Source organism: Flavobacterium sp. GW823-FHT06G12, from assembly GCF_058794775.1.
The window spans coordinates 160,568-174,705 of sequence record NZ_JBXAHE010000006.1; the positions used below are offsets into that span (position 1 = coordinate 160,568).

Sequence of the window (14,138 nt, forward strand, 5' to 3'; positions counted from 1 at the left end):
AATTATGTCTAAATCAAGCATTTATGAAAACAAGTGGACCGATCTTGTTTTCGAGAACAAAAACAAAGAATACGGCGCGTATCAATTACGCCAGGAGAATTCCAAAAATTCTGTTACAGCTCTCTTTATGGGTTTATTGTTAATAACGGCTTTAGGAAGTACACCAGTACTTATTAGCAAACTATTTAGGACTTCACCCGTTGAAGTAGAGCCAGAACCAACAATCTACAAACCTACGGTTATACCTGTGGATCCAATTGTTGTGCCGCCACCGCCAGCTCCACCTGCGCCTATGGTTGAACATAGCACAGCTCCAAAAACGGATGCGGTTCAGTTGACAAATCCTGTTGTTAGTAGAACACAAGATGCAGTTGAAAACATTGCGGTAAATACAGAAAATGTACCTGTTTCAGACAATACAACTGGAAATGGACCTGCAATTAATACAATGCCTTCTTCTGGAGGAAATGGTGAAGTTGCTTCGGTTGCGCCACCAACTAATGAGCCTGTTTCTATTGCCGTTTTGGATAAGCTTCCAGAATTCCCAGGCGGAATTGCACAGTTTTACAAATATGTTGGAAATAATTTCCGCAGACCAGAACTTGATGTAGAAAAAACATTAAAAGTGTATGTATCGTTTGTAGTTGAAAAAGACGGATCACTTACTGACATTATGGTAAAAAATGATCCTGGCTACGGAATGGGTAAAGAAGCAATTAGAGTTTTAAAATCATTAAAAACAAAATGGACTCCAGGAGTTCTTAACGGACAAGCAGTGCGAACTGCATACAATCTTCCTATTACGATAAAAACAGAAGTTGACTAATTTATAGATATTTTGAAAAGTAAAAAGCAGAACTTTAGGTTCTGCTTTTTTGTTTATATTCGTTTAAAATCCACTACATTTACCTCTTAAAAACGGAATTCATTTCAACTAATTAAAAACAAAATAATGGGAATATTTTCAGCCATTCTTGGTAATGCAGGTTCTGTAAGTTCAGAAGATTTAATCAAGAAGTATGGACAGCTTTTAACTACAAATGAAGAAATCGAAATGGGTTTTAAACTTATTCGCGACACTTTTATTTTTACCAACAAAAGATTAATCTTAGTTGATGTGCAAGGAATTACAGGAAGCAAAACAGAATACAAATCTATTGCTTACAAAAACATTACAAGATTCAGTGTAGAAACTGCAGGAACTTTTGATCTTGATGCCGAATTAAAAATCTGGATCTCAAGCGAACAGCAACCAAGTATTGTAAAACAATTCAACAAATCGGTTAATGTTTATGAAGTGCAAAAAGTTCTTGCTTTTCATGTATTAGGATAAAAAAACAACCCCAGCATTGCTGGGGTTTATAATTCTAAAGAACAACTCTTATTTCTTTTTGGTTGTAGTTGTTTTCTTTTTGGTTGTTGTAGTTGTCTTTTTAGTAGTTGTTACAGGAACTGTATTTACAATTTTCTGCTGTACATATGGTTTGTACAAACCATCTTTTTCTGCTCTTTTCTTAGCATCATCTGCTCTCTTTTTAGAATCTGGATGCGAACTCATCATTTGATCAATAAATGACGCTTCAGATCCTTCGCTCATTTTTGCCAAAATTCTAAAAGCAGATTCTTCAGCATTTACATCATAACCATTTTTCTTCATGAAATTATAAGCAAATAAATCGGCTTCAGATTCTTGCTTACGGCTGTATTTACTATCAATAATCGCGCTTCCAATTTTTCCAAGCTGACTATCTGTAACTGTTGCCACAGTTGCCGACTGAGAAGCAACTCCATCCATTAAAGCTTCTTTTTGATAAGCTGCACGAACAGCATCTCTAGAATCGTTGTTTGCAACGTGACCGATTTCGTGCCCAATTACAGCAACTAATTCGTTATCATCCATGATATCCATTAATCCAGAATACACACGAACGCTTCCGTCTGCAGTTGCAAAAGCATTTACTTCTTTCAATTTATACACTTTATAATTTAAAGTAAATCCTTCTCCAGATGCATGTTTGCCAAAAACACGATTTAATCTTAAAGCATAACCATCTGTCGGTCCAGCAATTTCATGTTCAGCGTCTAATTTATCAACGGCTTCTTTAGATAGTTTTGCTGCATCAGCATTACTAAAAGTAAAACCAGTAACTCCTTTTTGAACTGCCCCAATTGCTTTATCTCCCAGATTAATCTGTGCATTTGTTTTAGTAAAACTAAAAGCGGCCAATAAAACTCCCAATACAATAAATTTCTTTTTCATTTTTTACTTTTATTAATTTAACAACAAATATACTATAATAACATTTTCACATTTCTATTAGAAATCTAGTTTTTTAACATTTAAAGGTATAATTTTTAAACTAGCTATACTGCAGTCGCTTAAAATATTATCTAACAATATTTTAAAACAAAAAAAGGCAAACACTAATGAATTTGCCTTTTACCTTTATATCAAAAAAATTATTTCTTTTTTGCAGTCGTTTTTTTAGCCGTTGTCGTTGTTTTTGCTTTTACAGGCGCTGTGTTATCAATTTTCTGTTGCACATAAGCATGATACAAACCGTCTTTTGTTGCCTTTTTCTTAGCATCATCGGCTCTTTTTCCAGAATCTGGGTGAGAACTCATCATTTTGGTCATAAAAGACGACTCAGCTCCTTCGCTTAAATTTTGCAGAATTCTAAAAGCAGATTCTACAGCATTCACATCATAGCCATTTTTTTTCATGAAATTATAAGAGAAAGCATCTGCCTCAGATTCTTGTTTTCGGCTGTGTTTGCTATCAATCATGGCACTTCCTATTTGTCCTAATTGAGAATTGGTTAGCGTTTCCATTTTTCCAGATTGTGACGATGCGGCATCCATCAGGGCTTCTTTTTTATAAGCCGCTTTTATTGCGTCTCTTGTATCATGATTAACAACATGTCCAATTTCATGCCCAATAACAGCAAGCAATTGATTATCATCCATAATATCCATCAAACCTGCAAACACGCGAACACTACCGTCAGCACAAGCAAAAGCATTAATATCTTTTACCAGATATACTTTATAATTTAAAGTTACCCCTTCGGTGGTTGTGTGTTTTCCAAATACTCGATCTAAACGAATTGAATAGCCATCTGCAGGTGTTGCAACGGGATTATTTGCATCCATTTCATCGATAGATTTTTTTGCTAGAGCCGCCGCATCTGCATCACTAAAAGTAAATCCTGAAACACCTTTGCTCAAAGCTCCCATTGATTTATCCGAAAGTATTTGTGCCTCTATTTTACCAAAGCCAAGAGCTGCAAACAACATTCCTACTAGAATAAATTTCTTTTTCATGTTTTTAAACTGTTAAATTAACAGCAAAATTAGTACAGTATAAATTTTACAATATCTGAAGAAGTCAAATTTGTAACAGATTAAGGTTATATTCTTATTTTACAATAAAATAGCCAAAACGTTAGAAGAAGAAACAATCAGCAAGGAAAACAAAGTCAAAAAAACATTTTAAATCAAAGTATTAACATTAAAATTTACTTATTGCAAAAATGTCTACTCTTTCAACAAAAGCAAACGAAAAGCAAATAAACATCTCTAAATAAACTACATTCCGTATCTTTGTACTTTGAACATTGATATATGGAAACAGTCACTGAAAATATACAAACCACAAAACCAAAGTGGTTAAAAGTAAAATTACCTATCGGACAAAAATATACTGAACTTAGAGGTTTAGTTGATAAATATAGTTTAAATACCATTTGTACTTCTGGAAGCTGTCCTAACATGGGCGAATGCTGGGGTGAAGGAACAGCAACTTTCATGATTTTAGGAAATGTTTGTACTCGTTCTTGCGGTTTCTGCGGTGTAAAAACCGGAAGACCAGAAACAGTAGATTGGGATGAGCCAGAAAAAGTAGCTCGTTCTATTAAAATCATGAACATTAAACACGCTGTAATTACCAGTGTTGATAGAGATGATATTAAAGATGGTGGTTCTATCATTTGGATGGAAACTGTAAGAGCTATCAGAAGAATGAATCCTCAAACTACTCTTGAAACTTTAATCCCAGACTTCCAAGGAATTGAAAGAAACCTTGATCGTATTGTAGAAGCAAATCCTGAGGTTGTTTCTCATAACATGGAAACGGTACGACGTTTAACTCGCGAAGTTCGTATTCAGGCAAAATATGATAGAAGTTTAGAAGTCCTTCGTTATTTAAAAGAAAAAGGAATTAATAGAACAAAATCTGGAATTATGCTTGGGCTTGGAGAAACTGAAGAAGAAGTTTTCCAGACTATGACTGATTTGAGAAATGCAAATGTTGATGTGGTTACTATTGGACAGTATTTACAGCCAAGTAAAAAACATCTTCCTGTAAAAGAATTTATTACACCTGAACAATTTGCCAGATATGAAAAATTTGGTATTGAATTAGGTTTTAGACATGTAGAAAGCGGACCTCTTGTTCGTTCTTCTTATAAAGCACAAAAACATATTTTATAAAAAAGTTTAATCGTTTAATCGTTTAATTGTAAAACCGATTAAACGATTAAACAGTTAAACGAATAAACAAAACATTGAAAACAAGAATTGCTATTAATGGGTTTGGAAGAATTGGAAGAAATTTATTCCGATTGCTTTTAAATCACCCCGAAATCGAAGTCGTAGCTATAAATGATATTGCAGACAATAAAACCATGTCGCATTTAATTAAATATGACAGTATACATGGAGTTTTGCCTGCTGAAGTAAGTCATGACGAAAATAGTATCATTGTAGATGGAAGGCATTTTTTCTTTTTTCACGAAAAAAATATTGCAAACATAGATTGGAAATCGCATTCGATTGATATTGTAATCGAATCGACAGGTAAATACAAAACGCATGAAGAATTAAATGCGCATCTAGAAGCTGGAGCAAAAAAAGTAATTCTTTCTGCTCCATCAGAAGTTGACACCATAAAAACGGTTGTTCTTGGTGTAAACCAAAATATTCTGGAAGGAAATGAAGATATAGTTTCTAATGCGAGCTGTACCACAAACAACGCCGCTCCGATGATTAAAATTATCGAAGAGTTGTGCGGAATTGAACAGGCATACATTACAACTATACACTCTTTTACAACAGACCAAAGTCTTCATGACCAGCCCCATAAGGATTTACGCCGTGCAAGAGGTGCCAGCCAGTCGATTGTTCCAACAACTACGGGTGCAGCTAAGGCATTAACGAAAATTTTTCCTAAATTGCACAACAAAATGGGTGGATGTGGTATTAGAGTACCTGTTCCAGACGGCTCATTAACAGACATAACTTTCAATGTAAAACGTGCTGTGAGCATTGAAGAAATAAATAAAGCATTCAAACAAGCCTCAAAAACAAATTTAAAAGGAATATTAGATTATACCGAAGATCCGATTGTTTCGGTAGATGTAATTGGCAACACACATTCTTGTTTATTTGATGCTCAGCTAACTTCAGTTATCGACAAAATGGTAAAAGTTGTAGGCTGGTACGATAACGAAATTGGCTATTCATCAAGGTTGATCGATTTAATTTTACTGATAAGAAAAAAATAAGATTCATTGTAATAGCATTGCCATACATGAAATACTATCTTTTTATTGTTGTTTGTTTTTTTAACTCGTTTTTGTATTCTCAAGCCAAAAAGAATACGGATAGCGTCATGTATTATAACAAGCTCGCTAATTCTAATCTTAACAATAAAAAGTTCAATCAAGCAGTTTACTACACTGAAAAATCGATTAATTTTTGTGAAGAAAATGGCAAAAAAGAGAATCTTGCAAATCAGACTTTTAAGCTTGGTAAAATTTATTATAACCAAGGAAAATTTGAAGAAGCTTTAAAAAACTTCCATAAAACAGTTTCTTTATTTGACACTTTAAAACCAAGCTGCACAAAAGTTTTGGCATTGCATTATATTGGAGTAGCCAATACAGCAAAAGGCGATTACAAAACGGCCAGTGTCTATTATACGAAAGCCACAGATTTACTAAAACAACTAAACATTAATGATAATGCCGCAGTTTTAGATTATCAGAAAGCTTTGGCATTTAAGACTAATAATGATCTTAAATCGGCAGTAAAAACTCTTAAAGCCATCACCAAAAAGCCGGATAACAATGCAATTATAAAAACCAAAATAGATGCATATTATCAGCTTGGACTAATTGAGGGACAGCTTAAACGAAATGATTCGGCAATGATTTATTTTGACAAAGCATTAGATTACAATGCCAAAATAAATGATTTTGCCAAGAAATCTAAAATCGTTCTAGCGATTAGCCAATATTACAAACAAAATAAAAATTATGATCTAGCGTATTCGTATTTAGACGAACATTATCAGCTTGAAAATTATATTTTAAAATTAAAGAATGCCAAAATTGATTTGGATGAATTCTCAAAATTCAAAAAAAATCAATCTTTAAACAATACCATAAAAAAAGAAAGCGAAGAAAAATTTCAGCTCAAAACATATCGCTATTCTAAGTTGGTGAGTATACTGGCAATTGCTTTAATTTCAATTTTATCTCTTTTGAGTTTAGCATTGTACAAAAACAATATTATTAGAAATCAGAATAATTTATTGCTTCGAGAAAAGAACAAAGAATTGATTTTGGCTAAAAACAAAGCAGAAAAAGCATCAAAAGCCAGATCTGAATTTTTATCTACAGTAAGCCATGAACTCCGGACGCCATTGAACGCCATTAACGGAATAACCCATATTCTACTTGAAGACAAACCGAAGAAAAAGCAATTAAAGTACTTAGAATCTTTAAAATTCTCTGGTAATTATCTAACTACTTTTATCAATGAAATTTTAGAAATTAATAAAATTGATTCGACTAAAGTTGAAGTTGAAAATATCAGCTTTAATTTGAAAGAACTGCTTTTTAATATTCAAAGTTCATTAAAAGAACTAGCAACTGCCAACAAAAATTATTTTAATCTAGAAATAGACAAAGCAATTCCAGACAATCTAATTGGTGATCCGACCAAATTATCTCAGATTATATTAAACTTAATCAACAATGCTTTAAAATTTACTCAAAACGGACATGTAAATGTTATTGCAAAATTGTATTCGCAAGAAGGAGAAGAAGCAACAGTTTACTTTGAAATTGTGGATACTGGTATTGGAATTCCTGAGGATAAACTCCAAACTGTTTTTGAAAGTTTTTCTCAAGGCTCTATAGAAGTAAATAGAAAATACGGAGGAACTGGCCTTGGATTAACTATCGTAAAAAAATTAATCGAACTCTTAGGAGGCGAAATAAAACTAAAAAGTGAAGTGGGTAAAGGTTCTACATTTACCTTTAAACTAAATTTTAAAATTAACAACGAACCATTGGAAGTAATCGAAGAAGTAAAACCTTATAACGACAAACAATTGAAAAACAAATCTATTTTATTGATTGAGGACAACAAGATCAATCAAATGATCACTCGCAAAATGCTAGAAAACAAAAACATCACCTGCGAGATTGTTGACAATGGAGAAGATGCTGTCGAACTTTTAAAAATCAAGCGCTTCGATATGATTTTAATGGATGTTCATCTTCCTGGTATTAACGGAACTACAGCTACTAAATTGATTCGTGAATTTGACAAAGCAACTCCAATTATTGCCTTAACAGCAATTTCGCTTGACGAAAACCGAGATATGCTTCTTTCTTTTGGAATGGATGATGTTATTACCAAACCTTTTGTTCCAGACGAATTCTACAGTACTATTGCTAAGTTTTTTGACTAACAAAGGTTCTGAGATACAAAGATACTAAGGTGCTAAGTTTTCTTTTACATACTCTAAAATCGTAGCATCGAAGTCTTGCTGATAGTTGATGAATGAACTTTTTATTGGAAGATAATACAATTGAGAAACCAATTTTGAATCTTTTAAACGCACATAATCTTTCTCGGTTGTAACTATTTTTCTGCCGTTTGCTTTAACTTGAATTGAATCTAGATCCGCATCAGAAAAATGATGATGATCTGGAAAAGTCAAACATTCATCGTTTTCATTCTTTAAATAATCAAAAAATGGTTTTGGTTTCGCAATTCCGGCTAAAAGAATTTTTGATTGTGATTTAATTTCGTTAACGGAAATTTTTTCATTTTTACCGTAAATCACATTATCATAATCAATAAAACTAAAAAATAGCTTTTGCTTGTAATTAAGCTTCAATCTTAATTTAATCGCAGTTTGTTCTTCTTCAGTTAAAATACTTGGACATTTTGTAACGACTACGATACTGGCTCTTTCTGCTCCACTCCTACTTTCCCGCAAATTTCCTGTTGGCAGCATAAAATCATCTGCAAATAAATCTCCATAAGAAGTAAGCAAAATGTAAAAACCTGCTTTTACTTTTCGATGCTGATAGGCATCATCGAGCAAAACAATTTCAGGTTTTTCTTTTTGCGAAAGCAGTTGCTGAATTCCATTTGTACGATTGGCGTCAACAGCAACCATTACATTTGGAAATTTTTGATAAAACTGAAAAGGTTCGTCGCCTAAAATTTCAGCATTCGAATTTTCATCAGCCAAAACAAAACCTTCCGATTTTCTTTTATAACCTCGACTTAAAGTTGCCACTTTATATTTATCAGATAATAATCGAATCAGATATTCTATTTGAGGAGTTTTCCCAGTTCCGCCAACGCTTAAATTTCCAACTGCAATAACAGGAAGATCAAATGAAGTTGATTTTAAAATTCCTTTATCAAAAAGAAAATTGCGGATTGAAGTAATGAATCCGTATAAAATGGCGAAAGGGAAAAGTATTTTTCGAAGTATGTTCATTATTTTAGTTTATTCAAAACGTTAGAATTAATTAGCGTTTTCATTTGATTAATAGCAATTCCGTTCAATTTTATTAATCTTTCTTTTTGTATCATACCTTGTTGTATCAACATAGCATTTATGCTTTCCAAATTTGACAATACTACTAACTGCTCAATAGAAGCGACATCTCTAATATTTCCTTTTGCATTAAGATTCTCGTCTCTCCATTCTTTGGCTGTTTTACCAAACAAAGCAACATTTAATAAATCTGCTCTCATCTGCATAAATAAAGTTCTTTTGCTTAGCATTTAAAGACAAGGGAATTAAGTTTTCTTTTATTGCGTCGGTATGTATAACGTAGTTAATTTTTGAAATTGTTCGTTGTAGGTCCCATTCGAGCTTCTTAGTACTACTTTCCTCTTCCTTTAATCTTTGAAATTCTTTTATCAAATAAAATTTAAACTCTGCACTTAGCCAAGTTGCAAATTCGAATGCAATATCTTTATGAGCAAAAGTCCCTCCATATCTCCCAGTCTTCGAAATGATTCCAATAGCATTCGTAGCTTCAATCCACCTTTTGGGAGTTAAAGAAAAACTGTTAGAACCTGCCATATTTCTAATTCCATCAAATTCGATGGAATTAAAATCAGGATTATTAAATTTTTCCCACAATCCAATAAATTCAATTGTACTGCGATTTCTCATCCAGTTCTGCAAAATATAATCACTGCGTTCGCTATCACGATGCCTCGCAATATCAGTAAGTGACATAAAATCATCTTTATTATCTTGGTATAAAACTATATCTATTCCCTGAACATTTATCTTTCTATTTTTTGCCATCTTATAAAATCCTGTAACGCCTTAATCTATTAAAAATTACTCTATCATTTAAACCTTAAAAAATGAAAGAAAAAACAGGCAAATTTAAGCGATATATTAAAACTAAATACTAAAAAAGGAAAAGTAATTTTCGAAGTAAGTTCATTTTACGAAAGTATAATTTTTTTCGTTAATTTGTTTGAGGTTTTGCCACAAGTCGAAGAACTTGAAACTTGAAACCTAAAACTTGAAACAAATCTTAAAATGAAAATCAAAAATATTATATCGGTTCTTGAAGAAATGGCTCCTTTGGCCTATGCCGAAGATTTTGACAATGTTGGACTTTTAGTCGGAGATTCTGAAACCGAATGTACGGGAGTTTTAGTTTGTCACGATGCATTAGAAAATGTAATTGACGAAGCTATTTCTAAAAACTCTAATCTAGTCGTTTGCTTTCACCCGATATTGTTTTCTGGAATTAAAAAAATCACAGGTAAAAATTATGTGGAACGCGCCATTCTAAAAGCAATTAAAAATGATATAGCTATTTATGCCGTTCACACAGCTTTAGACAATCATTCGGCAGGAGTTAATAAAATATTTTGTGATGCTTTGGGTCTGACAAATACTAAGATATTAGTTCCTAAAAATAATTTCATCCAAAAATTAGTTACTTATACAATTCCTGATAATGCAGATAAAGTTCGCAAAGCATTATTTGAAGCGGGTGCAGGAACAATTGGCAATTACGACAATTGCAGTTTTAACTCTGAAGGAGTTGGAACATACAAAGGAAATTCTGAAAGCAATCCTGTAATCGGAGAACGCCACAACTTAACCGAAACACAGGAAATAAAAATCGAAGTTACGTTTGAAAAGCACTTGCAATCCCGAATTTTAAAAGCTCTTTTTGCGAATCACATTTACGAAGAAGTAGCTTATGAAATTTACAATCTTGAAAATTCTCATCAGAATATTGGTTTAGGAATGATTGGCGAATTTGAAGTTGAAATGGACGAGAAAGACTTTCTTCAGTTTGTAAAAGAAAAAATGATTGCCGACGGAATTCGCCATTCTGCTTTTTTAGAAAAAAAAATCAAAAAAGTCGCTGTGTTAGGAGGTTCAGGAAGTTTTGCAATTAGAAATGCAATAAGTTCTGGAGCAGATGCATTTTTGACTGCCGATTTGAAGTATCATCAGTTTTATGAAGCCGAAAACAAGTTACTTTTGGCAGATATTGGTCATTTTGAGAGCGAACGCTATACAAAAAATTATATTGTTGATTATCTTCGAAAAAAAATTCTTAATTTTGCAATCATTTTATCGGAAGAAAATACAAATCCAGTTAAGTACTTATAGAATATGACGAATACGAAAGAATTAAGTGTTGAGGACAAGTTAAGAGCAATATATGATTTACAGCTTATTGACTCTAGAATTGACGAAATCAGAAACGTTAGAGGAGAACTTCCTTTAGAGGTTGAAGATTTAGAAGATGAAGTTGCAGGTTTAAGCACTCGTTCAGAAAAACTGAAAGGTGAACTTGAAGTGATTGAGGAGCAAATCAAAGCAAAAAAAATTGCTATTGAGGAGCATAAAGAAGTGATCAAGAAGTACACAAAACAACAAGAATCAGTACGTAACAACAGAGAATTTAATTCTTTGACAAAAGAGGTTGAATTTCAAGAATTAGAAATTCAATTGGCTGAAAAGCAAATCAAAGAAATGAAAGCTTCTATCGAGCACAAAAAAGAAGTTATTTCTAATTTAAAAGAAAAACTTGATGCTAAAAGCTCTCATTTAAAACATAAAAAATCTGAATTAGATGCTATCATGGCTGAAACTCAAAAAGAAGAAACTTTCTTAACTGAGAAATCTGCTGAATTTGCTGCACAAATCGAAGACAGATTATTGGCTGCTTACAACAGAATCAGAAGCAGTGTTCGTAACGGATTAGCTGTAGTTTCTATCGAAAGAGGAGCTTCTGCTGGATCTTTCTTTACAATTCCACCTCAAACTCAGGTTGAAATTGCTTCAAGAAAGAAAATCATCACTGATGAGCACTCTGGAAGAATCTTAGTTGATACACAATTAGCTGAAGAAGAAAAAGAAAAAATGGAACAATTGTTCACAAAATTCTAAATATCAAGTCCCGATTAAATCGGGACTTTTTTTTTACGTTTATTTTGCCACGAATTCCACGAATTTTCACAAATTATTTTTTTAATCTACTCCTTTGAGAATAAAAAATTCGCGCCAATTTGTGTAATTCGTGGCAGACCTTTTTTTATCTTTAGAAAAAATTTAAGTTTTGGGAATTAAAAAAGGAATTCGGTTCATCACATTAAAATCAGTTGGATCTTACATTAACTTTTTGAGTTATGTTCGTCCGAAAAAAGCTATGGAACTTTCTTATGCTCTTTTTAGCCAGCCTCGAATTGGCCGATTAAAAAAAGAGGAACTTCCAAAAGTTTTACGACATACAGAAACAGAAATGTTTCATCATAATGAACATCATTTTCAAACCTACATCTGGAAAGGAAATGAAACCAAAATTCTCTTAGTGCATGGCTGGGAAAGCAATGCTGCACGATGGAAAAAAACCTTACCACATCTTCAAAAATCTGGAAGCACCATTATTGCAATTGATGCGCCTGCACACGGACAAAGTAGCGGAAAAGAATTTAATGTGCCACTTTACGCCGAATTTATCAATAAAGCTGTAGAAAAATATCAGCCAGAAATTATAATTGGGCATTCTATTGGCGGAGCGGCCTGCGTTTATCATCAATATTTGTTTCCGAACACGAGCATTAACAAAATGGTTGTTCTTGGCGCTCCTTCTGATTTAAAAACTTTGATCGATAATTATATCTCAATGCTGAGTTTGAATAGAAGAATGTTGTCTTTATTAGAAAACAAATTTGTTAATCGTTTCAATTTTAAACTGGAAGATTTTTCGGGACAAAAATTTGCCTCTCAATTTACTATTCCTGGTTTTATTGCTCATGATACGACAGATAAGATTGTAGCTTTTGAAGAAGGAAAAAAAATAGCCAGCAATTGGAAAAACAGTCAATTTATCGAAACTAGCGGTTTAGGCCACGGCATGCACGATGACGAATTGTACGATAAAGTGATTGAGTTTCTGTTTTCTGAAGTTACTGAGCCACTAAGTCGCTAAGACCCTAAGCTTTTTTAATCTAAAATCTAAAATTAAAATGATTGCTGTAATTTTTGAAGTCATTCCCAACGAGGGAAAGAAAGAAGAATATTTAGATATCGCTGCAAATTTAAAACCCGAATTAAGTCACATTGATGGTTTTATTTCAATAGAAAGATTTCAGAGTCTAGCTGATCCTGGAAAAATTTTATCTTTATCTTTTTGGAGAGATGAAGAAAGCATTCAGCAGTGGAGAAATCTAGAGATGCATCGTGCAGCTCAGGCAAAAGGTAGAAATGAAGTTTTCAAAGATTATCATTTAAGAATTGCATCTGTAGTCCGTGATTACGGAATGTTTGAAAGAAATGAAACACCCAAAGATAGTAAGGAGTTTCATCACTCTTAAAAAAAGGTGCAGAAGTTCAAAGGAACAAAGGTTTTTTCTAAAATAAAATCTAAAATCTGAAATCTCAAGTCTAAAATTTAAATTTTGTCTACTTTTGCAGTATGGAAGAAAATTTGAAACGTCTCAATAAATTTATCGGAGAAACCGGTTATTGTTCTCGTCGCGAAGCTGATAAATTAATTGAAGAAGGACGCGTAACTATAAATGGTGCGGTGGCGGAAATGGGAACTAAAGTTTCGCCAGATGACGAAATACGTATTAATGGTAAATTAATCGTAGAGAAAAATGAAAAATTGGTTTATTTAGCTTTCAATAAACCTGTCGGAATTGAATGCACGACTAACCTTGAAGTTAAAAATAATATTGTTGATTATATTAATTATCCAAAACGTATTTTCCCAATTGGACGATTGGATAAAGCCAGTGAAGGATTAATTTTTATGACCAACGACGGTGATATTGTAAATAAGATTCTTCGTGCCAGAAACAACCACGAAAAAGAATATACCGTTACGGTAAACAAACCAATTACAGATCGTTTTATTCAGAGGATGGGGAATGGTGTTCCTATTCTTGATACGGTTACCAAAAAATGTAAAGTCGAACAAATTAGCAAATTCACTTTCAAGATCATTTTAACGCAAGGATTAAACCGTCAGATTAGAAGAATGTCTGAATACTTGGGTTATGAAGTTACTGCCTTAAAACGTATTAGAATCATTAACATCTCTTTGGATGTTCCTGTTGGAAGATATAGAGATTTGACAGATGCTGAAATAAAAGAATTAAATCAGTTAATTGAGCCTTCTAGCAAAACGGAAGAAGCAAGCTTTCCTAAAACTGAAAGTTCAACCTCAAACGCTGCAACTCCAACCAGAAGAAAAGCATTTATTTCAAAACACGATCCTAGATTTAAAAAAAGAGGAGATAATAAATAAAAAAATCCCATTCAAACG

The 14,138-nt window shown here is 32.9% G+C and carries 15 protein-coding genes; 10 read left to right on the plus strand and 5 right to left on the minus strand.

Features of this window, described 5'->3' with window-relative positions:
* The first annotated feature begins 4 nt into the window (after positions 1-4).
* A complete protein-coding gene (locus AC1Q5Z_RS21215; RefSeq protein ID WP_343588407.1) occupies positions 5-826 on the plus strand; it encodes an energy transducer TonB in 822 nt (273 codons plus the stop codon).
* A gap of 126 nt (positions 827-952) precedes the next feature.
* The gene (locus AC1Q5Z_RS21220) at positions 953-1,333 is read left to right on the plus strand and encodes a PH domain-containing protein (RefSeq protein ID WP_198858395.1); all 381 of its coding nucleotides are present in this window, start codon (positions 953-955) and stop codon (positions 1,331-1,333) included.
* A gap of 48 nt (positions 1,334-1,381) precedes the next feature.
* Here AC1Q5Z_RS21220 and AC1Q5Z_RS21225 read toward each other — a convergent pair whose 3' ends face one another.
* Positions 1,382-2,260, minus strand: a complete 879-nt coding sequence (locus tag AC1Q5Z_RS21225; protein ID WP_492446725.1) for a M48 family metalloprotease — start codon at positions 2,258-2,260, stop codon at positions 1,382-1,384.
* Positions 2,261-2,460: 200 nt separating this feature from the next.
* Entirely contained in the window at positions 2,461-3,324 is an 864-nt protein-coding gene (locus AC1Q5Z_RS21230; RefSeq protein ID WP_492446726.1) for a M48 family metalloprotease, read from the minus strand.
* A gap of 300 nt (positions 3,325-3,624) precedes the next feature.
* On the opposite strand from AC1Q5Z_RS21230, the gene lipA reads away from it, so the two are divergent.
* The 3 genes from lipA (at position 3,625) to AC1Q5Z_RS21245 (ending at position 7,762) form a co-directional block, all read left to right on the plus strand.
* Positions 3,625-4,491, plus strand: coding sequence for a lipoyl synthase (lipA, locus tag AC1Q5Z_RS21235; protein ID WP_492446728.1), 867 nt, complete (start codon positions 3,625-3,627; stop codon positions 4,489-4,491).
* A 74-nt stretch (positions 4,492-4,565) separates the two neighbouring features.
* On the plus strand, positions 4,566-5,564 hold the full coding sequence (gap, locus tag AC1Q5Z_RS21240; RefSeq protein WP_198858399.1) for a type I glyceraldehyde-3-phosphate dehydrogenase: 999 nt from the start codon (positions 4,566-4,568) through the stop codon (positions 5,562-5,564).
* Positions 5,565-5,590: 26 nt separating this feature from the next.
* Entirely contained in the window at positions 5,591-7,762 is a 2,172-nt protein-coding gene (locus AC1Q5Z_RS21245) for a tetratricopeptide repeat-containing hybrid sensor histidine kinase/response regulator (protein WP_343588405.1), read from the plus strand.
* Between the two features lie 24 nt (positions 7,763-7,786).
* On the opposite strand, the gene lpxK is transcribed toward AC1Q5Z_RS21245, so the two are convergent.
* The 3 genes from lpxK to AC1Q5Z_RS21260 are packed head-to-tail and all read right to left on the minus strand — an operon-like array spanning position 7,787 to position 9,634.
* Positions 7,787-8,809 (minus strand): tetraacyldisaccharide 4'-kinase, encoded by a 1,023-nt coding sequence (lpxK, locus tag AC1Q5Z_RS21250; protein ID WP_343588404.1) that lies wholly within the window; start codon positions 8,807-8,809, stop codon positions 7,787-7,789.
* Complete coding sequence (locus tag AC1Q5Z_RS21255) at positions 8,809-9,069, minus strand: hypothetical protein (RefSeq protein ID WP_492446730.1); 261 nt, start codon at positions 9,067-9,069, stop codon at positions 8,809-8,811. Before AC1Q5Z_RS21255 ends, lpxK begins: the two co-directional genes overlap by 1 nt.
* Complete coding sequence (locus tag AC1Q5Z_RS21260) at positions 9,032-9,634, minus strand: KilA-N domain-containing protein (RefSeq protein WP_492446732.1); 603 nt, start codon at positions 9,632-9,634, stop codon at positions 9,032-9,034. The genes AC1Q5Z_RS21255 and AC1Q5Z_RS21260 overlap by 38 nt, the downstream gene beginning before the upstream one ends.
* Positions 9,635-9,877: 243 nt before the next feature.
* On the opposite strand from AC1Q5Z_RS21260, the gene AC1Q5Z_RS21265 reads away from it, so the two are divergent.
* From AC1Q5Z_RS21265 to rluF, 5 genes are all read left to right on the plus strand, one after another.
* Positions 9,878-10,972 carry a Nif3-like dinuclear metal center hexameric protein gene (locus AC1Q5Z_RS21265; protein WP_492446734.1) on the plus strand — a complete coding sequence of 365 codons (1,095 nt, stop codon included), beginning with the start codon at positions 9,878-9,880 and terminating at the stop codon, positions 10,970-10,972.
* A gap of 3 nt (positions 10,973-10,975) precedes the next feature.
* On the plus strand, positions 10,976-11,755 hold the full coding sequence (locus AC1Q5Z_RS21270; protein WP_198858403.1) for a zinc ribbon domain-containing protein: 780 nt from the start codon (positions 10,976-10,978) through the stop codon (positions 11,753-11,755).
* 169 nt (positions 11,756-11,924) lie between these two features.
* On the plus strand, positions 11,925-12,797 hold the full coding sequence (locus AC1Q5Z_RS21275; protein WP_343588403.1) for an alpha/beta fold hydrolase: 873 nt from the start codon (positions 11,925-11,927) through the stop codon (positions 12,795-12,797).
* 37 nt (positions 12,798-12,834) lie between these two features.
* Entirely contained in the window at positions 12,835-13,182 is a 348-nt protein-coding gene (locus AC1Q5Z_RS21280) for an antibiotic biosynthesis monooxygenase family protein (protein WP_492446736.1), read from the plus strand.
* A 101-nt stretch (positions 13,183-13,283) separates the two neighbouring features.
* Entirely contained in the window at positions 13,284-14,120 is an 837-nt protein-coding gene (gene rluF / locus AC1Q5Z_RS21285) for a 23S rRNA pseudouridine(2604) synthase RluF (RefSeq protein WP_278020489.1), read from the plus strand.
* Positions 14,121-14,138 lie beyond the last annotated feature (18 nt).

What these genes read in the sequence shown, in the direction of transcription:
- AC1Q5Z_RS21215 (WP_343588407.1), top strand. Translation starts at nt 5, where the DNA reads ATGTCTAAATCAAGCATTTATGAAAACAAGTGGACCGATCTTGTTTTC.
- AC1Q5Z_RS21220 (WP_198858395.1), top strand. Translation starts at nt 953, where the DNA reads ATGGGAATATTTTCAGCCATTCTTGGTAATGCAGGTTCTGTAAGTTCA.
- AC1Q5Z_RS21225 (WP_492446725.1), bottom strand. Translation starts at nt 2,260, where the DNA reads ATGAAAAAGAAATTTATTGTATTGGGAGTTTTATTGGCCGCTTTTAGT.
- AC1Q5Z_RS21230 (WP_492446726.1), bottom strand. Translation starts at nt 3,324, where the DNA reads ATGAAAAAGAAATTTATTCTAGTAGGAATGTTGTTTGCAGCTCTTGGC.
- lipA (WP_492446728.1), top strand. Translation starts at nt 3,625, where the DNA reads ATGGAAACAGTCACTGAAAATATACAAACCACAAAACCAAAGTGGTTA.
- AC1Q5Z_RS21245 (WP_343588405.1), top strand. Translation starts at nt 5,591, where the DNA reads ATGAAATACTATCTTTTTATTGTTGTTTGTTTTTTTAACTCGTTTTTG.
- lpxK (WP_343588404.1), bottom strand. Translation starts at nt 8,809, where the DNA reads ATGAACATACTTCGAAAAATACTTTTCCCTTTCGCCATTTTATACGGA.
- AC1Q5Z_RS21255 (WP_492446730.1), bottom strand. Translation starts at nt 9,069, where the DNA reads ATGAGAGCAGATTTATTAAATGTTGCTTTGTTTGGTAAAACAGCCAAA.
- AC1Q5Z_RS21260 (WP_492446732.1), bottom strand. Translation starts at nt 9,634, where the DNA reads ATGGCAAAAAATAGAAAGATAAATGTTCAGGGAATAGATATAGTTTTA.
- AC1Q5Z_RS21265 (WP_492446734.1), top strand. Translation starts at nt 9,878, where the DNA reads ATGAAAATCAAAAATATTATATCGGTTCTTGAAGAAATGGCTCCTTTG.
- AC1Q5Z_RS21270 (WP_198858403.1), top strand. Translation starts at nt 10,976, where the DNA reads ATGACGAATACGAAAGAATTAAGTGTTGAGGACAAGTTAAGAGCAATA.
- AC1Q5Z_RS21280 (WP_492446736.1), top strand. Translation starts at nt 12,835, where the DNA reads ATGATTGCTGTAATTTTTGAAGTCATTCCCAACGAGGGAAAGAAAGAA.
- rluF (WP_278020489.1), top strand. Translation starts at nt 13,284, where the DNA reads ATGGAAGAAAATTTGAAACGTCTCAATAAATTTATCGGAGAAACCGGT.